Origin of the sequence: Amycolatopsis sp. H20-H5, assembly GCF_035828755.1 — a bacterium.
GTDB lineage: Bacteria > Actinomycetota > Actinomycetes > Mycobacteriales > Pseudonocardiaceae > Amycolatopsis.
Map to the genome: position 1 here is coordinate 1 of NZ_JAYMZS010000035.1, position 18,532 is coordinate 18,532.

General features: G+C 71.6%; 16 protein-coding genes and 1 pseudogene. 8 read left to right on the top strand and 9 right to left on the bottom strand.

Annotation, left to right across the window (positions count from 1 at the left end):
* The 5 genes from QMK34_RS20385 to atzF all read left to right on the top strand — a co-directional run.
* On the top strand, positions 1 to 201 hold a 201-nt coding region (locus QMK34_RS20385), incomplete at its 5' end, for a CinA family protein (RefSeq protein WP_326415727.1).
* Positions 202 to 301: 100 nt separating this feature from the next.
* Positions 302 to 772, top strand: a complete 471-nt coding sequence (locus tag QMK34_RS20390) for a helix-turn-helix domain-containing protein (RefSeq protein ID WP_326415728.1) — start codon at positions 302 to 304, stop codon at positions 770 to 772.
* 263 nt (positions 773 to 1,035) lie between these two features.
* Positions 1,036 to 1,875: a PspA/IM30 family protein gene (locus QMK34_RS20395; RefSeq protein WP_326415729.1), complete on the top strand. Its 840-nt coding sequence runs from the start codon at positions 1,036 to 1,038 to the stop codon at positions 1,873 to 1,875.
* A 34-nt stretch (positions 1,876 to 1,909) separates the two neighbouring features.
* Positions 1,910 to 2,920 carry a phage shock envelope stress response protein PspM gene (gene pspM, locus QMK34_RS20400; RefSeq protein ID WP_326415731.1) on the top strand — a complete coding sequence of 337 codons (1,011 nt, stop codon included), beginning with the start codon at positions 1,910 to 1,912 and terminating at the stop codon, positions 2,918 to 2,920.
* A 226-nt stretch (positions 2,921 to 3,146) separates the two neighbouring features.
* On the top strand, positions 3,147 to 4,898 hold the full coding sequence (gene atzF, locus QMK34_RS20405) for an allophanate hydrolase (protein WP_326415732.1): 1,752 nt from the start codon (positions 3,147 to 3,149) through the stop codon (positions 4,896 to 4,898).
* Here atzF and QMK34_RS20410 read toward each other — a convergent pair.
* From QMK34_RS20410 to QMK34_RS20435, 6 genes are all read right to left on the bottom strand, one after another.
* The gene (locus QMK34_RS20410; protein WP_326415733.1) at positions 4,870 to 5,916 is read right to left on the bottom strand and encodes a quinone-dependent dihydroorotate dehydrogenase; all 1,047 of its coding nucleotides are present in this window, start codon (positions 5,914 to 5,916) and stop codon (positions 4,870 to 4,872) included. The genes atzF and QMK34_RS20410 overlap by 29 nt on opposite strands.
* A 35-nt stretch (positions 5,917 to 5,951) precedes the next feature.
* Positions 5,952 to 6,512 (bottom strand): GNAT family N-acetyltransferase, encoded by a 561-nt coding sequence (locus tag QMK34_RS20415; RefSeq protein ID WP_326415734.1) that lies wholly within the window; start codon positions 6,510 to 6,512, stop codon positions 5,952 to 5,954.
* 389 nt (positions 6,513 to 6,901) lie between these two features.
* Positions 6,902 to 7,951: an adenosine deaminase gene (add, locus tag QMK34_RS20420; protein WP_326415735.1), complete on the bottom strand. Its 1,050-nt coding sequence runs from the start codon at positions 7,949 to 7,951 to the stop codon at positions 6,902 to 6,904.
* A 130-nt stretch (positions 7,952 to 8,081) separates the two neighbouring features.
* A complete protein-coding gene (locus QMK34_RS20425) occupies positions 8,082 to 8,885 on the bottom strand; it encodes a DNA-formamidopyrimidine glycosylase family protein (protein WP_326415736.1) in 804 nt (267 codons plus the stop codon).
* Positions 8,885 to 9,766 (bottom strand): ParA family protein, encoded by an 882-nt coding sequence (locus tag QMK34_RS20430; protein WP_326415737.1) that lies wholly within the window; start codon positions 9,764 to 9,766, stop codon positions 8,885 to 8,887. The genes QMK34_RS20425 and QMK34_RS20430 overlap by 1 nt, the downstream gene beginning before the upstream one ends.
* Before the next feature lie 10 nt (positions 9,767 to 9,776).
* Positions 9,777 to 10,547: a ParA family protein gene (locus QMK34_RS20435; RefSeq protein ID WP_326415738.1), complete on the bottom strand. Its 771-nt coding sequence runs from the start codon at positions 10,545 to 10,547 to the stop codon at positions 9,777 to 9,779.
* A 41-nt stretch (positions 10,548 to 10,588) separates the two neighbouring features.
* On the opposite strand from QMK34_RS20435, the gene QMK34_RS20440 reads away from it, so the two are divergent.
* The 3 genes from QMK34_RS20440 (at position 10,589) to QMK34_RS20450 (ending at position 13,279) form a co-directional block, all read left to right on the top strand.
* Positions 10,589 to 11,320: a methyltransferase domain-containing protein gene (locus QMK34_RS20440; RefSeq protein ID WP_326415739.1), complete on the top strand. Its 732-nt coding sequence runs from the start codon at positions 10,589 to 10,591 to the stop codon at positions 11,318 to 11,320.
* Between the two features lie 129 nt (positions 11,321 to 11,449).
* A complete protein-coding gene (gene dinB / locus QMK34_RS20445) occupies positions 11,450 to 12,667 on the top strand; it encodes a DNA polymerase IV (RefSeq protein WP_326415794.1) in 1,218 nt (405 codons plus the stop codon).
* Positions 12,668 to 12,874: 207 nt separating this feature from the next.
* Complete coding sequence (locus QMK34_RS20450; RefSeq protein WP_326415740.1) at positions 12,875 to 13,279, top strand: DUF3040 domain-containing protein; 405 nt, start codon at positions 12,875 to 12,877, stop codon at positions 13,277 to 13,279.
* Positions 13,280 to 13,562: 283 nt separating this feature from the next.
* On the opposite strand, the gene QMK34_RS20455 is transcribed toward QMK34_RS20450, so the two are convergent.
* The 3 genes and pseudogenes from QMK34_RS20455 to QMK34_RS20465 form a co-directional block, all read right to left on the bottom strand.
* Entirely contained in the window at positions 13,563 to 16,109 is a 2,547-nt protein-coding gene (locus QMK34_RS20455) for a transglutaminase family protein (RefSeq protein WP_326415741.1), read from the bottom strand.
* Positions 16,106 to 17,379, bottom strand: a pseudogene (locus QMK34_RS20460) (DUF58 domain-containing protein). Before QMK34_RS20460 ends, QMK34_RS20455 begins: the two are co-directional and overlap by 4 nt.
* Before the next feature lie 15 nt (positions 17,380 to 17,394).
* Complete coding sequence (locus QMK34_RS20465; protein ID WP_326415742.1) at positions 17,395 to 18,483, bottom strand: AAA family ATPase; 1,089 nt, start codon at positions 18,481 to 18,483, stop codon at positions 17,395 to 17,397.
* Positions 18,484 to 18,532 lie beyond the last annotated feature (49 nt).

Sequence of the window (18,532 nt, forward strand, 5' to 3'; positions counted from 1 at the left end):
GGGGCCACCTGGGGCCTCGGGCTGACCGGCGTGGCCGGTCCCGGCTGGCAGGACGGGGTGGCGCCTGGCACAGTGCACGTGGGACTCGCCGGGCCGGGGGTCCGGACAGGCCGTACGCTGGGGATACCGGGTGATCGCAGTGCTGTCCGGCAGTCCTCCGCGGAGGCCGCGCTGGACCTGCTGAGGGAACAATGGGCATGATTCGTGCGTTCGCCCTTGGCGTACGGACGTGTCAATTCCTGCGGCCGGGCGTCTGCTCTGGGTAACGTAGGCAAGACCAGTTCGGGAAGGGAGGCGCGTGATGACCGTGCTATTGCGCGAGGCGATCGGTGATCGGCTCCGTCATGCCCGCACAAACCAGCGTCGAACGCTGCGCGACATCTCCCGCGCCGCCAGGGTGAGTCTCGGCTACCTGTCCGAGGTCGAGCGCGGCCAGAAGGAGGCGTCCAGCGAGCTGCTGGCCTCCATCTGTGACGCGCTGGAGCTGCCGCTCGGCGAGTTGCTGCACAACGTCGCGGCCGACGTGTCCGCGCTGGACAACGTCGAGGTCGCACCGCTGGAGCCCGGGGTGGGGCGCGTCCGTCGCGAGCCCGCCGGCGCTCCCGGCGCCAAGGAGACGGCCAAGGCAGGCGGTGTCGATGGCGGGCGCCTGGTGTCCGAGCTGATCGGCAACGACCTCGCCGACCTGCGGATTTCCCCGCCGCCGCGGATCAACACGACCCTGCGGACGACGATCGCGGGCCCGAAGATGGCTTCGATCATCGCGGCCTGAGTCAGGTTCAGGCGAAACGGCCCCGGCGTCCTGCCGGGGCCGTTTCCCTTTTGTCCGGATCGCCGGTGGCGGCTCGGAGTAGTCGAAGGTCACACCCCGAAATCAGGGTCCACCCTGAATTGTGCGGGGTCGCCTGGAAGCCTGGACCTCAACCTGACACGATGGAACTCAACGCCGGGGTCGGTGCGTTGCTCTTTACAGGGGAGAGCGACGCCCCACCTCGAGGTAACAGACCGTGGGACGCAAGAAGGCAGGCGGAGGAGATGGCCAACCCTTTCGTGAAGTTCTGGAAGTACATGATGGCGGCGTTCTCGTCGAAGATCGACGAGCACGCTGACCCGAAGGTACAGATCCAGCAGGCCATCGAGGAGGCGCAGCGCAATCACCAGGCGCTCACTCAGCAGGCCGCACAGGTGATCGGGAACCAGCGTCAGCTGGAGATGAAGCTCAACCGCCAGCTCGGCGATGTCGAGAAGCTGCAGGCCTCGACCCGGCAGGCCCTCGTGCTCGCCGACGAGGCACGCGGCAAGGGCGACGAGCAGAAGGCGGGCGAGTACGAGAGCGCGGCGGAAGGTTTCGCCGCGCAGCTGGTGACGGCCGAGCAAAGCATCGAGGACCTGAAGACTCTGCACGACCAGTCTCTGCAGGCGGCCGCGCAGGCCAAGCAGGCCGTCGAGCGCAACTCGTCGATGCTGCAGCAGAAGCTGGCCGAGCGGACGAAGCTGCTCTCGCAGCTGGAGCAGGCGAAGATGCAGGAGCGCGTCTCCGCTTCGCTGAACCAGATGTCGGAGCTGGCGGCGCCGGGTAACACCCCGTCGCTGGAAGAGGTCCGCGAGAAGATCGAGAAGCGCTACACCACCGCGCTGGGTTCCGCCGAGCTCGCACAGAACTCGGTGCAGGGCCGGATGATGGAAGTCCAGCACGCGACTACGCAGCTGGCGGGCCACTCGCGGCTCGAGCAGATCCGCTCGTCCATGAAGGGCGATTCGGTGGCTCAGGTGACCGACGGCAAGCCTGCCGCCGCGCCGAAGAGCACCAGTGCCGACATCCAGCGTGAGATCCAGGCGCGGGTTCAGGCCGAGCAGGGCAAGAACCCGGCCTGACCTGGCCGGGCTCGGGCGAACAGGGGGCGTGGGCATGGGAAACGGCAAGCGCGATTTCAGTGAGTTCAACGCGAAACTGGAAAAGCACATAGAACGCCTGCCCGACTACGCCCAGCGAGCCCAGGAGAAACTGCAGAAGTACTTCCCGCCGGCCGACGAGGCCGGCGGGAAGCCTGCCGGGACCCAGCAGCAGCGGCCTCAGGCGCCGCCGCCGCCGCGGGCCTCCCGTCCCGCCCTGCGTGTCCCGATGCCGAAGATGCCCACGGTGTCGAGTGTCGCGGGCCAGATGGCCGGGCAGGTGCCCGCCGTGGCCGCCGCCCAGGCCAAGTGGACCCGCTGGAACGAACCGGCGGCCAAACTCGAGCGCCGCAAGCGCCGTGCTTCCCGGGCGATGACCCTGTGGATCCTGTTGACGCTGCTGTGCGGCCTCTACGCGTTCGCGACCGGGTCCGGTCTGCTCAGCGCGGCCGGTGCGGCCGACTTCGCCCAGGCGGTGTCCGGCATCGCGGGCGCAGCCGTCTTCGGCACGCTCGGCGTCCGCTCCGGTCTGCGGCTGCGGCAGCTCAACCGCACCCAGCTGCCCTCCGCGCCCGCCGGCCCGCCGCCGTTGCCCGCCGCGGGATCCGTGGCCAGGCAGCCGATGGAACGTCTTGCCGAGAGCGAAGCGTCGCTGGCCGAGCTGCTTCGCCAGCTCGCCGTGCCGACCTCGCTCGGGACCACCGCGGTGCCGGAGGTGTCCGTCGCCGACGCCCGGCTCACCGCCACGGAAGCGGCGGCCGCCCTGCGCGGGCTGGCCGGCCGGATCCAGGCCATCGAACGCGGCCGCAACTCCGCCCCCGAGCGCGAACGAGGTGCGCTGGACGCCGCCGTGCGCAAGCTGCGGGAACAGCTTGACGACGGCATCGAGGGCTACGGCAGCCTGGTCGCCGCCGCCGGGCGCGCGGTCGCCGCGAGCAGTGACGGCCTCGGCACGTCCAAGCAGGCGCTCACCGACGCGACCGACCACCTCGCCGGCCTCGCCATGGCGTTGCGCGAACTTTCCTGAGCGCCGTCTCCCCCAGGGGGTCACCCCCTGTTCATCCCGCGGTACCGAAACACTCACGTAATCGGAATCGCCTGGCTTCGGAAACGCGCGCTGTCTAACGTTTTCCTCATGAGTGGACTGATGTCTCCGGACCGGGCACCCCAGCGGAACCCCTGAGCGGTACCTGGACGGCGACGCAGAGTCGATCAGTGGACTTTCTCGACCCCGCCGAGGAAAGGACGCCCCAGTGACCACACTCCCGCCGGACCCGGAACCCGTCCTCCCGCCACCCCCCAGCGCCTACCAGCGCACCATCGCCGCCTTCGACCGGATCACCGAGGTCGACCGGCCCGAACTCTGGATCACCCTGCGCACCCTCGAGGAGGTGCTGGTCGACGCGAAAGCCGTCGACGCGCGGGTCGCCGCGGGCGAAGACCTCCCGCTGGCCGGGACCTTGCTGGCGGTGAAGGACCTCATCGACGTCGCCGGTCTGCCGACCACCGCGGGGTGCCCGTCGTACGCGAGCGTGCCCGAGACCAGCGCGACCGTGGTCTCCCGGCTCACCGCCGCGGGTTCGGTGGTGCTCGGCAAGACCAATCTCGACCAGTTCGCGACCGGGCTCGCGGGCACGCGCAGCCCGTACGGGGTGGTGGCGTCCGCGCTGGATCGGGACAAGGTCGCCGGTGGTTCCAGCAGTGGCTCCGCGGTGGCCGTGGCCCTCGGACTGGTGGACCTCGCGCTCGGCACGGACACCGCCGGTTCGGGGCGGGTGCCCGCCGCGCTGAACGGGGTGATCGGGCTCAAGCCGACACTCGGCCTGGTGCCGAAGACCGGGGTCGTCCCGGCTTCCCGGTCCTACGACTGCGTGTCCCTGTTCGCCAGGACGCTCACCACCGGGCAGGTCGCGCTGGCCGTGATGACCGGGCCCGACGAGGGCGACCCAATGTCGCGCCCGTGGCCCGCCGACGTGCGGCTCAGCGCCGGGCGACGGCCACGGGTGGCCGTTCCGGACGAGGCGGGGCTCGCGTTGCTGGCGGAGGCGGCGCGGCCCGTGTTCGCCGAGGTGGTCAAGAGGCTGCGGGCGGCGGGCTCGGTCGTCGAGCCGGTCGACATCGCACCCTTGCTCGAGGCAGGCAAGCTGCTCTACGGCGGGGCTCTCGTCGCCGAGCGCTACGCGGCGGTGGGCGAGTTCCTCGCCGGGAACCCGGCGGGCGCGGATCCGACGGTCTCGGGGATCATCCTGGCCGCGGGCGAGCTCCGGGCCCACGACCTCGCCGCCGACCAGCAGCGGCTCGCCGAGGCGAGGAGCCGGTGCGAACGGCTGCTCGCGGGTTTCGACGCGCTCGTCCTGCCGACCGTGCCGGACCATCCCTCGATCGAGGAGGCACTGGCCGATCCGGTCGGCGTCGGCAGGCGGCTGGGCGTCTACACCTCGTTCGTCAACCCGCTCGACCTGGCGGCGGTGGCGGTGCCCGCCGTGCGCGGGCCGTACGGGGTCACGGTGGTGGCCAGGGCGTTCGAGGACCAGGTCGCGCTCGACCTGGCCGCCGTGCTCACCGACGAACAGGCGCCGACGCCGTATCCCGAACCGGGCGCGGACCTGGTCGTGTTCGGCGCACACCTGCGCGGTCAGCCGCTGAACGAGCGACTGACCACACTCGGCGCCCGGTTCACCGGTGCCGTCCTGACCAGCGAGGGCTACCTCATGAAGCTGCTGCCTGGCGACGTGCCGCAGCCCGCGGTGATCGCCGAAACCGACGCGGGCTCGGCGCTGGCGGGGGAGCGCTGGCGGCTCTCCCCGGCGGGGCTCGGCCGATTCGCCGCGGGGCTCGAGCCGCCGTTCGTCCTCGGCCGTGTCGAGCTGGACGACGGGAGCACCCCGCTCGCCGTGCTGTGCGCCCCGGACGCCAAGGCCGAGACCGCCGACCTGTCCCGGTACGAGTGCTGGCGGGCGTACCTGCGCTTCGCGTCTACCGCCGGGCGGCGAGACCCCGGGTGACCCGGCGGACCAGGCCGGGGCCGTGCAGGGCGAAACCGCTGTAGAGCTGCACGAGGCTCGCCCCGGCGTCGAGCATCCTGGCCGCGTCCGGCGCGCCGAGGATGCCACCGACGCCGATGATCGGCAGTTTGCCCTCGGTGTGGTCGTGCACGAACCGGACGACCTCGAGCGCGCGGGCGGTCAGCGGGCGGCCGGACAGGCCGCCCGCCTGCTCGCGCAGGGCCTCGTCCGCGGGCGCGATGCCCTCGCGCCCGAGCGTGGTGTTCGTGGCGATGATCCCGGCCACGTCGTGCTCGAGGCAGACTTCCAGCAGCTCGGCCAGCGCCTCGTCGGTCAGGTCGGGTGCCACCTTGACCAGCAGCGGGACCGGCTCGGCGCCCCCGGCGAGCGAACGCGCCGTGCCGCGCAGCTCGGACAGCAGCTCGGCCAGCGCCGTCCGGTCCTGCAGGGCCCGCAGGCCGGGGGTGTTGGGGGAGCTGACGTTGATGGCGAAGTAGTCGGCGTAGCGGTAGAGCGACCGCAGGGAAGCCTGGTAGTCGGCGACGGCGTCTTCGAGCTCGGTCACCTTCGACTTGCCGATGCTGATGCCCAGCGGCACACCGGGCTTGCCCCCGGCGGCGAGGCGGGCGGCCAGCGCGTCGGCCCCGGAGTTGTTGAACCCCATGCGGTTGATCACCGCCTCGCTGGCGGGCAGGTTGAACATCCGCGGCTTCGGATTGCCCGGCTGGGCGAGCCGGGTGACCGTGCCGACCTCGACGAAACCGAAGCCCAGCGCGGGCCAGGCGTGCAGGGCCCGGCCGTTCTTGTCCATCCCGGCGGCCAAGCCGACCCGGTTCGGGAACCGCAGGCCGAGCACCGTTGCCGGGTCCTCGGTCCGGTAGACGCGGCCGAGCGCGCGCAGCGCGGGGGAGACCCGGCCCAGCGCGCTCAGCGCGGCGACCGTGCGCTCGTGCACCAATTCGGTGTCGTCGTGGGACAGCTTGTACATCGCCGGGCGGACGATCTTGTCGAAGAGCACCGGTCCATGCTGCCTGATGGCCTTCGCCGCACTGCCTACCGGCTGGCTTTCCACTCGTCTTCGAGCATCGCGAAGACGAGTTCGTCCGTCCATTCGCCCTTGACGATCTCGTTCTCCCGCAGATGCGCCTCCTTGCGCAGGCCGAGACGCTCGAGCAGGGCGGCCGAGGAGGTGTTGCGTCCGTCACAGCGGCCGACGATCCGGTGCAGGCCGAGCTCCTCGAAGCCCAGGCGCAGCAGCTCGCTCGCCGCCTCGTGCGCGAGGCCCTTGCCGTGGTGGTCGGGGTGGAACACGAAGCCGATCTCGCCCTGGCGGTGCTCGCTGCTGAGATATTCGAGGTTCAGGTCCCCGATGAGCTCCCCGGTCGAGGCCAGCTCGACCGCCATGGCGAGGAACTGGCCCTCTTTGCCCAGCGTGGAACTGTAGATGCGTTTCGCGAGGGCGGCGGCGGATTCGGCACGGCTGCGCGGGCCCCAGTAGAGGTAGCGGGCGACGTCGGAGCGCGACTGGAATGAGTTCAGCGCGTCGAGGTCGTTCAGGGTGAACGGGCGGAGGAGCAGGCGCGCCGTGGTGATCGGGTAGTCCGGCCTGAGCATGCATTCAGGCTAGTCACTTCGGGCCGTTCGCGGCACTGTTTCACTCGGCGGCACTGTATTCACCTGACGGCACTGTTTCACTCGACGGCATGGTCACTCGACGGCACTGTTTCACTCGACGGCATGGTCTTACAGCACAGGTTAGGGGGCGACCCCCGACGATTCTCCCGGACGTCGAAACGTCCGGGCCCTGGCCGGACTGGTGCCCGGGGTCGTCGGGGGCCTGGTGTTCGCTATCAGGCAACACGCGAAGCAGGCGATGAGCCGAAGGTGGCTCTGGTATATCGCTGCTCAAAGTCCCATCGCGCGGCATCCGCTAGCGGACAGCCACCTCACGCGTCCTTGAGTCATACAACTTGGGACCACCTCCTCTCTCGTGTACTTCCAAGCTAGGCGAAGGAACTGGGGTCCTGCAACATCATTCTTTGAATCTCAGCGGTGAGCTCGGTCTTGCGGCCCGCGGACATGAACGACGCGTTCACGGCGTTCGCGGCAAGCCGGGCGACCTCGGTCGTGGCCAGGCCGAGCGCTTCGGCGACCGCGGCGTATTCGCCGTTCAGTGTCGCGCCGAACATCGGCGGGTCGTCGGTGTTGAGGGTGACCAGCACACCGTGGTCCAGCATGCGCCGGATCGGGTGCCCGGCGAGTGAGGGCACCTGCCTTGTCGCCACGTTCGAGGTCGGGCACACCTCGAGCGGGATCCGGTGCAGCGCAAGGTAATTCAGCAGGGCCGGGTCGTCCGTGCAGCTGGTGCCGTGGCCGATGCGCTCGGCGCCGAGGTCGTGCAGTGCCGACCAGATGGTGGCCGGCCCGGTGGTCTCTCCCGCGTGCGGCACGCTGTGCAGACCCGCTTCTCGCGCCCGGGTGAAGTACGGGGCGAACTGCGCGCGCCCGACGCCGAGTTCCGGGCCGCCGAGGCCGAGCGACACCAGCCCGTCCGGCCGTTCGCGCAAGGCGAACACGGTGGTTTCCTCGGCCGCTTCGAGCCCGTCCTCGCCGGGGATGTCGAAGCACCAGGCCAGTTCGACGCCGTGCTCGGCCAGCGCGGCCGCGCAGCCGGTGGCCAGTCCGGTGAGGAGTTCGTCGCCCGGCATACCGGCTCGCAGATGGCTGTAAGGCGTGACGGTCACCTCGGCGTAGCGGGCGTTCTGCGCGGCCAGGTCGGCGGCCAGCCCGGTGACCAGGGTGTGGATGTCGCGACCGTCCCTGACCAGGGAGCTCACCGCGGCGTACACCTTCAGGAAATGGGGGAAGTCCTGATAGGTGAAGAAGTCCGCGAGTGCTGCCGGTTCGGTCGGCACCCCGGCGGACGGGCGTCGCCCGGCGAGTGTGAGGACGGTGGGCAGGCTCGCGGAGCCGACCAGGTGGACGTGGAGTTCGGCCTTGGGCAGGGCGCGCACGAAGGCGTACAGCGCCGGGCCGGTGAGGATTTCGGGCATGACGAAGGCTCCCTGGAACGGGGGGAAGGGCGACGGGACCGTGCGGGCGGGTGGCTCTCAGGGAGCCAGGTCGCCGCGCTCGCGGTCGTTCCCGTAGAGCGGGAGCTTGAACGTCGTCACGTGGTGCAGCTTACCCCGCGGGATGGGGCCCTGGCTGGCATCGCGGGCAGAACCAGGTCGGCCGCCGCTGGACGTCGTGGCCCTGCCAGGCGACCTGAACCCGGCCGCCGCAGCGGAAACAGCCCTGCTTGGACCGCTCGTACACCCAGTTGCGGCGGCCACGTCCCAGGTCGCCGGTCGTGCACTGCTCGTGCCGCCAGGCGTTGGCCAGCAGCAGCTTGCGGCCGAGCGCGACCACCTTGGCCGGGTCCACTTCGGACACCTGCGTCCACGGTGAGACCTTGAGCAGGAACGCCATCTCGACCTTGTACAGGTTGCCGATACCGGCCAGCACCCGCTGGTCGAGCAGTGCGAGGCCGAGTTCCCGATCGGGGTCGGCGGCGAGCGCGGCCGCCCCGCGCTCCGCGTGTGCGTCCGTCCATTCCGGATCGAGCAGGTCCGGGCCGAGGTGCTCGACGAGAGTCTTTTCCTCTGGCGTGGCAACGAGTTTGAGGTCGTGTAGCCGGAAACCGATCGCCTGCGCGTCCTGGGTGGTCAGGATGACGCGGGCGTGGTGGGCGGGGAAGCCCCACTTCGCCCCGGCCGGATAGATCCGCCAGGTCCCGTCCATCCGCAGATGGCTGTGCAGGGTGAGGTCGCCGGAGAACCGGGTGAACAGATGCTTCCCGACGGTGCCCACGCCCAGCACGTCACGGCCCGCCAGGTCCACAGTGGCCAGTGCCGGATGGCGGAACTCCCCGCGCAGCAAGGTTTTCCCGGCCAAGGCCCGATCGAGCAGCTTCCCGGCCAGGAAGACCGTGTCGCCCTCGGGCATCAGCTACCCGTGACGTTCGTGGGCAGTGCCGTCTCGTCGGGGGTCTCCTCGGCCGCCTGCTCCGGCACTTCCTCGCCCCGGACGCGGTGCCTGCCCGCGCGGTTCGAGCGCAGGATCTTCGCCAGCACCATGTTGAAGGTCAGCGCGATCTCCTGCGCCCCCGGCGAGTTCCACTCGTGGATCGGGCTGCACGCGCCCTGCGCCTGCTGCACGGCCAGCCGATCCGTGATCGCGGTGGGCATCACCAGCGAGCCGAAGTGCTCCCGCAGCTCCGCGATCCGGAACTGGTGCTCATACGAGCGCACCCGCAGCTTGTTGACCAGCACGCCGATCGCCCGCAGGTCGGGGTTGTGGTCCTTGCGGATCTTCTCGATGGCTTCCAGCGCGCGTTGCGCGCCCGCCACCGCGTACATCGTCGGCTCGGTGACGATCAGCGCGCTGTCCGCGGCGACCAGCGCCGACTTCGTCAGCCTGCCGAGTGACGGCGGGCAGTCGAGGATCACCAGCTCGTAGGGCTCTTCGCGCAGCGGTTCGTGGTGCAGCTCGTCGAGCGCGCGGGACAGGTTCTCCAGCAGCCTGCCGTCCGCGACCGGCTCGTTGAGCAGCTCCAGCTCCTCGGCGCCGACGAGGACGTCGATCTCGTCGCTCCACACGCTCGGGGCGATCGCCCGTTCGATCACGGACCGGCTCGGATCCTCGAGCACGTCGGCGAGTGTGGCGTCGGTGTAGGGCGGGTCGAGCGAGGTGGTGGCGTTGCCCTGCGGGTCGAGGTCGGCGACGAGGGCCCGGGTTCCCCTACGCAGCGCGGCGGACGCGATACCTAGAGCGACCGTCGTTTTGCCGACGCCTCCCTTGAGGCTGAGTACGGCGACCGTGTGCACTCGATACAGCCTACGGGCCGACCGGGGCCGCGTGGCCCAGCAAGGTGTCGAAGGCCGCCGCGAGCTCGCGCGCCCCGGCGGTGCGCAGCCGGTGCAGCGGCACGCACGCGCCCTGGGCCTGCGCCACCGCGGTGCGGTCCGGCAGGACCGGGTCCAGGACGAGCCCGCCGAAGTTCTCGCGCAGCTCGTTCACCCGGAAGGTGTGCTCGGTCGAGCGGGGTTTCACCCGGTTGACGACGACCCCGAGCGTATGCAGCCCGGGATTGTGCTCCTTCCGCTCGGCTTCGGCCGCCTCCGCGGCGCGTTGCACCCCGGACACAGCGAACAGGGACGGCTCGGTCACCAGCAGGGCGCTGTCGGCCGCGACCAGCGCCGAACGCGTCAGCCTGCCGAGTGACGGCGGGCAGTCGAGCAGGATCAGGTCGTAGCCGTCCTCGCCGAGTTCCGCCAGCGCCGTGGCCAGCCGGTTGAGCCGTCGTGAACCGGGGTCTGGGTCGTTGAAGGACTCCGCCGCTTCCGCGCCCACCAGCACGTCGACGCCGGTTCCCCAGGCGCTGCGCGTGATCGCCGCGCCGACCACCGAGCGCCGCGGCGAGGCGAGCACGTCGGCCAGCGAGGCAGTGGTGGGGCCGGGATCGAGGGCGGCCGTGGCATTGCACTGCGGGTCGAGATCCGCGACGAGCGTGCGGATGCCCCGGTGCAGGGCGGCGGACGCGAGCCCGAGGGTGACCGTGGTCTTCCCGACCCCGCCCTTGAGGCTGAGAACCGCAACAGTAGGCACGCCAGCAGCCTAGGCCAACCGGGGCACTACCCTGTCCGACTATGAAGACGGACACCGTGGCGGCGCGAGGTTCGGGGGCGGTTCGCCGGGTCCTCGAGGCAGAACTGCGGGCGGCCCGCGCCCGGGGCGTGGAGCGGCCGGTGGTCGTGGACGTCGGCGGTGGCAGCGGCGGCTGGGCGGTGCCCTTCGCCTCGGCGGGCTGCCTGGTCACCGTCGTCGAACCCAACCCCAACGCCTTGGCGACGCTGAAGCGCCGCGCGGCGGAAGAGGGCGTCTCGGACCGGATCACCGTGGTCGCGGACGACTCCGACGCGCTCGGCAGGCACGTCGCGGCCGGGTCCGCGGACCTGGTGCTGGCCCACGGGCTGCTGGAGGTCGTCGACGACCCGTCGGCGGTGCTCGCCGCGCTGGCCGCCGCGGTCTCGCCGGGAGGCGCGGTCTCCGTGCTCGTCGCGAACCGGCACGCCGCGGTCCTGCAGCGCGCGCTCGCGGGGCGGCTCGGCGAGGCGCAGGCCCTGCTCACCGGCCCCGACGGCGCGCTCCCCGACGGCAGGGACACCGTTCTCCGTCGCTTCGACAGCGAAGGCCTGCGCGCCCAGCTGGTGGCCGCGGGCCTCGAGGTCGCCCTCCTGCAGGGTGACGGCGTGGTCTCCGACTTCGTGCCCGGCGGCGTCCGGGAGGACGAGCTCGCCGAGTTCGAGCTCACCGCGGCCTCGGTCTCGCCCCTGCGGGACATCGCCGCCAAGCTCCACGCCTTCGCCCGCCGCGTTTGACAGTCCCTGAAGGCCACCTTGACAGCGTCTGACGCCGTGAAGGTGGCCTTCAGGGACAGTCGCGGTTTTTGTCGGTGGGGGCGGCTAGCGTGATGTCTCGTGGGACGAAACGCTGAACTTCCCGGGGGACTGGCCCGGTACCGGGTCACCACGGGTGCCACGACGCTGCCGGACGACACCGGCTGCGGGATGCTGCACGTCGACATGGACGCGTTCTTCGTGTCGGTCGAGCTGCGCACCAGGCCCGAGCTGGTCGGCAAGCCGGTGGTCGTCGCCGGGGGCGGGCCCCGGTCCGTGGTGGCGGCCGCGAATTACCCCGCGCGGAAGTTCGGGGTGCGCTCGGCGATGCCGTTCGCCACGGCCATGCGGCTGTGCCCGCACCTGATCAACATCCCGCCGACGTTCGGGCTCTACGGCGAGGTCTCCCGCGGGGTGATGGAGATCTTCCGCGAGCTCACCCCACTGGTGGAGCCGCTGAGCCTCGACGAGGCCTTTCTCGACGTGAGCGGCGCGCTGAAGCGGCTGGGCACCACCCCGGCGCGGCTCGGTGCGCGGTTGCGCGCCAGGGTCGTCGCCGAGCACGGCATCGTCTGCTCGGTCGGCGTGGCCAGGGTCAAGTTCGTCGCCAAGCTGGCGTCGGGCATGGCCAAGCCGGACGGCATGGTCGTCGTCCCGGCCGCCGAGACGCTGGCCTTCCTGCACCCACTGCCGGTTTCCGCGCTCTGGGGCGTCGGCCAGCGCACGGGGGAGCGGCTGAGCCAGCTCGGCCTGCACACGATCGCCGACGTCGCCGCCACCCCGCTGGCCCGGCTGCGGCGTTCGGTCGGGAACGCGGTCGGTGAGCACCTTTTCGCGCTGGCCAACGGGCACGACGAGCGGGCCGTCGTGCCGGAGTCGGCGGAGAAGTCGATCGGGGCCGAGGTGACCTTCGACGTCGACCAGCACGACAAGGGCGTCCTGGAGCTGGAGCTGCTGCGGTTGTCCGAGCGAGTCGCCGGGTCGCTGCGCGGCCGGGGGCTGCGCGGGCGGACGGTGTCGATCAAGGTGCGGTTCGCCGACTTCAAGACGATCACGAGGGCGCGGACGCTGGTCTCGGCCACCGACGTCGCCAGGGAGATTCACCGCGTCTCGGTCGAGCTGCTGGCCGAGCACGCGCCCTCGGGGGCGCTGCGGCTGATCGGCGTCAGGGTCGAGGGACTCGACACGGGGGAGGACGGCGAACAGCTCCTGTTCGACTCCCCGGCGCCCCGCTGGCGCGACGCCGAGGTCGCCGCGGACGTCGCCCGATCGAAGTTCGGGGCCGCCGCGGTGCGCCCGGCGTCCTTGTTGACACCGCGTGAAGGGTGAGTTCCGTCGCGGTTACGGTCTCAAAACGGCCTCGCGTCGGCCCTGAGGGGTGTTTTTGCCCAATTCGATCCCGACTGGATGCGGGATCGGGTAGTCGTCCGGGCGCGGGGCTCGTATCCTGGAGACTGACAGCCCGCCTGGGGCTGTCTGTTGGGTCCATCCGTTGCGCGGCCCGGCGCCCGCGACAGCTGTGCCGGAGGAGGAAAGATGCCACTCTCCGAGCATGAGCAGCGGCTGCTCGATCAGATCGAGCGCGAGCTCTATGCCGAGGACCCCAAGTTCGCATCCACGGTGCGAGGCACCCGGTTGCGGCGCCCCGCCCGCCGACGTCGGATCCAGGGCATCGCCCTGTTCGTAGTCGGAGTCGCACTGCTCGTGCTGGGCGTGATGCTGCCGTTCCGGGTGGCCGAGATCCCGCTCGTGAGCGTGCTCGGGTTCCTGGTGATGTTCTTCGGGGTGATGCTCGCCGTCACCTCGATCCGGCACGGTGCCGAGCCGGACGCCGGGGGCGGTGGGACCGAGTCCGGTGGCGGAGGCAAGCAGCCTTCCCGGAAGAGCTCCTTCACCCAGCGGATGGAAGAGCGCTTCCGGCAGCGCTTCGAAGAGCAGTAGCGCTCAGCCAGTCAGCCTGATGTCCGCGTTCCACCCCCGGGGTGGAACGCGGACATTCTTCTGTCCACCCGCGGGCCCTCCCGACCCGCGGGTGGGGTGGGGAACTGTCGCCGGGGGTTCCCGAGGGTGATCCTGTCCGGCTCGCGGGCCCCCAAAAAACGGCAGTAAAGGTCCCTTGCTCCCCCGATGGCCCTGTCTGCCAACCGCTTGCCCCTGAAGGCCACCTTCACAGCGTTAGACGCCGTGAAGGTGGCCTTCAGGGGCAGCAGCGGTAGCGGCGGGGTCAGCGGTTCCGGCGGAGTACGGACTTCGGGAAGAGGCGCCCGCGCCAGGACATCGGCGCGTTGCGGCGCAGGCTCTGGCGGACGTCGTCGAAGGCGGGCTCGAGGCTCGGGTCTTCGGTCCCGCCCTTGGCGTACCAGGCCTTCTCCACCACGCCGATGACGGTGCGCAGACCGGCGCGGCCGTCCTCGTCCAGGTGGTGCTTCTGCGCGACCTTCATCCCGGCCACCCGCACGGTGTCGCTGACCGGGATGGGCAGACCGCGGTCGGCGCACTCGTCCAGCAGTTCGTGCCAGGCCGCGTCGGCCGCCGCCGGGGAGTGGCCGGAGATCGTCTGCAGCCGCCTGCGCCGGGCTATTTCCCGCAGCGTCGCCGGTGCGCTCAGGCCGCCGAGCAGCAGCAGGACGATCAGCGCGAACCACCACGACACCCAGGCCGCGAGGAAGGCGATCGCGGCCGTGAACAGTCCCGCGCCGATCAGCGGAGCCCAGTTGATCAGCGTGGGCAACAGGGTGTTCTGGCCGGTATCGTCCACTCGTTCGGGTGATTCTCGGCCGTTCTTTTTCCGCGCCCCGGATGACTCCGGACCGGCGGGACCCGGCCGTCGCCGCCGGGCGTTGTAGACGTACCCGGCCGCCACGACCAGTGCCGCCAGCGCCGCCAGCACGGCGGCGACGATCGCGGGCCACACCGGGTCCGCCTGCGCTTGCTGGTCGGCCTGGCCCGCCGCCAGGTCCTTGCCCTTGTCGGGCGCGGTGCCGGTGGGCGGGGCGCTCGACGTCGGCGCGTTCGGCTTCTCGGTGTCGGGCTTGGTGCCGGGGCCGTCGGGGCTGTCCGGGCGCAGGTAGGACGGGACGATCCCGCGGCCGTCGGTGAGCGGGGTCGGGTCGAAGCTGACCCAGCCCTTGTCCCCGAAGTAGACCTCGACCCAGGCGTGCGCGTCCTGCGAGCTGATCGCCTGGTAGTCGGCCCTGGGGGTGCCGGAGGTGAAGCCGATGGCGACCCGGGACGGGATGCCGACGGCGCGGAGCATGACCGCCATCGCCGAGGCGTACTGCTCGCAGAACCCGCGCTTGCCCTTGAGGATGAAGTCGGCGAGCGCGTCCGAGTCGGTGGGTGGCGCCGTCTTGGTGTCGTAGACGAAGCCGTTCTGCGCGGTGAAGAACTGCCACAGCGCCTGCGCCTTGTCGAAGTTGTTCGACTTGCCCTCGGTGAGCTGCTCCGCCTTGGCCTGCACCCGGCTGTCCACCCGGTCGATGCGCGTGTACCCGGCGGGCAGCAGCTCGGCCTTCGGATCGGCCGCGCGCAACTCGTCCTTCGTCGGCTCCCGCACCGAAGCGGACTCGACGTATGGCGGCGGGCTCTGCTTGCTGGTGGTGAACACCGCGCCGCTGACCCGGTCGTAGAGCCAGTTGTCGCCCACCCCGGTCAGCGCACGGGGCGCGCCGTAGATCGGCAGCCAGTTGTCGTTCCAGTTCGTCGGCTCGATCTGGATCGCTCGCGAAGTGCCGGTGCCGTCGTCGCCGGGCGCGGGGGGCAGCGGCCGGTTGGCCTGTACGCCCGTCTGCGCGCGGCCGTTGGCGGCCAGGCCCCAGCCCTTGTTGGGCGTGTAGGTGTCGAGGGTGAAGGCGCGCAGCAGCCGCTTGTCCGGGCCCATCCCGCGAACCTTGAACAGCTCGACGTCGGCACCCTGATCGAGCAGGCCACGCAGCTCGGTGAACGGCTCGACGCCGAACCCGCCGCTGCCGCCGCGGCCCTGCCCGGTGTTGCCGGGCAGGCTGCCGACCGTGCCGACGCCGGTGATCGCGACCCCGGCGATGAGGCCGAGCACGATCGCGGCGCTCACCGCGGCCACCGGCATCGACATGGTGCCGGGGGAGCCGCCGAGCCCTGGCGCGTCGCGGTTGCGCCAGTTCCGGTGGCGGTGGCTGCCGTCGATGGCGAGCAACCCGGCGAAGGCGCCCGCGCCGAGCAGGAACGTCCACCAGGGGAGCATTTCGTCGGACAGCGCCGCGGGCACGGCGTAGACACAGAGAAGTACGAGCCCGGTGGCCGCCGGGGCCGCCGCGGCCACCGCGAGGGTGTCCACGAGCACCGCGACCAGCCCGATCGCGATGGTCACCAGGCACAGGATCGGCGGCGTGCCCTCGACCGGCGGCAGCCCGGTCCGGATCTGCTCCGCGGACGCGGCGAGCACGTCCCGCAGCTCGCCGAACGCGGCCGGGCCGGGGATGATCTGGAGGAAACCGCTGGTGCTGAACGCCCCGGTGATCAGGAACAGCAGCACGAGCAGCTGGCACAGCCCGACCACGACGGTGGGCGCGCGCAGCGAGCGCAGCGCCAGTCCGGTCGAGGCGACGAGCACCACCGCGACGAGCAGATAGCCGAACCACGCCCAGCCGGCGACGACGCCGGTCAGCGAGGTGGCCGCGCAGAGGGTGGCCACCCCGGCGGCGACCGGCGCGAGCACGGTGCCCGACCAGACGGACGGCCGGGGAGGTTCGCGGGGGGTCGGGGTGTGCAGCCTCGGGGGCGCGGTGGCGGTCACAGGCCACCGCCGATCAGCGTGCCGCGACGGGCGGCGGTGGCACACAGGTCCGCCCACACCTGGGGCATCGGCGAACCGGGCCCGGCGACGACCACGCCCCAGCCCGCGGCCCGCAGCAGCGCCACGGACTCCTCGGTGGCGGCGGCGTGGTGCTCGGGCGCGTTCACGCCCGCTGACCAGGTCGGCGTGTCCAGCAGCACGGCGAGGCTGCGGATGCCGCGCGGCCGGTAGCGGGCGAGTTCGAGGACGGCTTCGTTGCTGACCGTGCCCAGCACGGCGATGAGCTCCTGGCCCGCGGCCGGGTCGCCGGCCAGCGTGATGTCGCGCTGGTGGGCGGCCTGCAGCGCGGCGAGCGCGTCGAGCACGACGTTGTCGTAGTGCTCCCCGCCCTCGCCGGGGGTGTCGGCGATCGTCTGGCCGTGCTCGGTGACCAGCCGGACGCGGTGCCCGGAGCGGCGCAGGTGCAGGCAGACCGAGGCGGCGAAGGACACGGCCCACTCCAGGCTGGCGGCCGGGCCGGCGCCGTGGTGCGCCGCGGCCCGGTGGTCCAGCAGCACGGTGGTGCCGCCGCGCCACGGCCGTTCCTCGACGCGGACCATGATCTCGTCCCGCCGCGCCGTCGAGCGCCAGTGCACCTTGCGCAGGTCGTCGCCCTGGCGGTACTGCCGGACGATGACGTCCGCCTCGCCCTGGCCCGCGTGCAGGCGGATGCTGCCGTCGTCGCCGGCGCCGATGCCCGCGCCGCTGGGCAGGCCCCAGAGCCCGGCCACCCGCGGCACCACGACCAGCCGGAGTGGCCGATCAGCTCGCGTTCGAACTCGCAGAGCCCGAACGGGTCGGTGATGGTCGCGCGCAGCGGCCCGACCTGCTGGATCCCGCGCAGCACCGGCTGCAGCGGGTAGCGCAGGGCGACCTTGCGGTCGTGGGGGAGCCGTTCGACGACGAACCGCGGCCGCGAGCCCAGCGCGTAGGGCACGCCGTCCTCGAGCAGCACCTCGCCGGCCGGGAGGCGCCCGTTGCGCCACAGGTCGAGCTGGACCTCGCCGGGTGAACCCACCGAGACCCGGTCCGGGCGCAGCGCGCGGCCCGCGCCGATGCGCAGCCGCGACGCCGAGAGGAAGTACGCGACCAGCAGCGGCAGGGCCACCACGAACACGGCCACCCGCAGCAGGTCCCGCTCGTTGAGGATCACGGAACAAGCCGCCGCGGCGACTCCCGCGGCGAGGAGGCAGCGGCCCCGCGTGGTCAGGCCCGACAATGCGCGCAGCATGTGCTGTCTCTTCTGCTAGCGGTGGCCCTGCCCGTTGCCCTCGCGACCGGCGCCCTGGGGCACGGGGACGCGGTGCAGCACGGCGCGGACCACGTCGGTGGAGGAACGGCGGGCGGCGTGCGCCTCGGTGGTGAGCACGAGCCGGTGCGCGAGCACCGGGACGGCGACCGTGTGGATGTCGTCCGGCACCACGTAGTCACGGCCCGAAAGCGCCGCCTGCGCCCGTGCGGACCGCACGAGCTGCAGGGTGGCCCGCGGCGACGCGCCCAGCCGGATCTCCGGCACCTGCCTGGTCGTCGACACGAGCTCGACGGCGTAGCGCCGGACCTCCGGCGAGAGGTGCACCGTGCGCACCAGCTCGATGAGCCGCTTGACCGTCTCGCCGTCGGAAACCGGCGTCAGGTCGGCCATCGGGTTGTGCCCGGCGTGCTCCTCGACCATGGCCAGCTCGGCCGCGGTGTCGGGGTAGCCGATGGACACCCGCGCGGTGAACCTGTCCCGCTGGGCCTCGGGCAGCGCGTAGGTGCCCTCCATCTCGATCGGGTTCTGGGTGGCGATCACCATGAACGGCTCGTCGAGGGTGTACGTGCTGGTGTCGACGGTGACCTGGTGCTCTTCCATGCACTCCAGCAACGCCGACTGCGTCTTCGGGGAGGCGCGGTTGATCTCGTCGCCGACCACGATGTTCGCGAACACCGGCCCGGGGCGGAACTCGAACCCGCCGCTCTGCCGGTTGTAGATCGAGACCCCGGTGACGTCGCTGGGCAGCAGGTCCGGGGTGAACTGGATCCGGCTGACCGTGCAGTCGATCGACCGGGCGAGCGCCTTGGCCAGCGAGGTCTTGCCGACGCCGGGCACGTCCTCCACGAGGAGGTGGCCTTCGGCGAGGAGGGTGACGAGTGCGATCCGGATGACGTCGGGTTTGCCGACCAGTACCCGTTCCACGTTGGCGGCGATGCGCCGGGCCGTTTCGTGCAGCTCGTCGAGGGACGCTCTGCCCGCGAGGCCGTGCACCGAGCTGGAGTCCGCCGGATAGGGGGACTGCCCGGTCGCCTGCTCGCCCTGCTGTTCGACGGGCGTCGCAGACCTGATTCTCGACGTCACTCGACCTCCTGGTGCCGCGTGGCTGTGCGCTGGTGTGACGGTGGTGCTG

Bases quoted from the DNA above. Each gene is read 5' to 3' on its own strand.
- QMK34_RS20390 (WP_326415728.1), top strand. From the start codon at position 302: ATGACCGTGCTATTGCGCGAGGCGATCGGTGATCGGCTCCGTCATGCC.
- add (WP_326415735.1), bottom strand. From the start codon at position 7,951: ATGCCCGAAATCCTCACCGGCCCGGCGCTGTACGCCTTCGTGCGCGCC.
- QMK34_RS20450 (WP_326415740.1), top strand. From the start codon at position 12,875: ATGCCACTCTCCGAGCATGAGCAGCGGCTGCTCGATCAGATCGAGCGC.
- pspM (WP_326415731.1), top strand. From the start codon at position 1,910: ATGGGAAACGGCAAGCGCGATTTCAGTGAGTTCAACGCGAAACTGGAA.
- QMK34_RS20440 (WP_326415739.1), top strand. From the start codon at position 10,589: ATGAAGACGGACACCGTGGCGGCGCGAGGTTCGGGGGCGGTTCGCCGG.
- QMK34_RS20425 (WP_326415736.1), bottom strand. From the start codon at position 8,885: ATGCCCGAGGGCGACACGGTCTTCCTGGCCGGGAAGCTGCTCGATCGG.
- QMK34_RS20415 (WP_326415734.1), bottom strand. From the start codon at position 6,512: ATGCTCAGGCCGGACTACCCGATCACCACGGCGCGCCTGCTCCTCCGC.
- QMK34_RS20395 (WP_326415729.1), top strand. From the start codon at position 1,036: ATGGCCAACCCTTTCGTGAAGTTCTGGAAGTACATGATGGCGGCGTTC.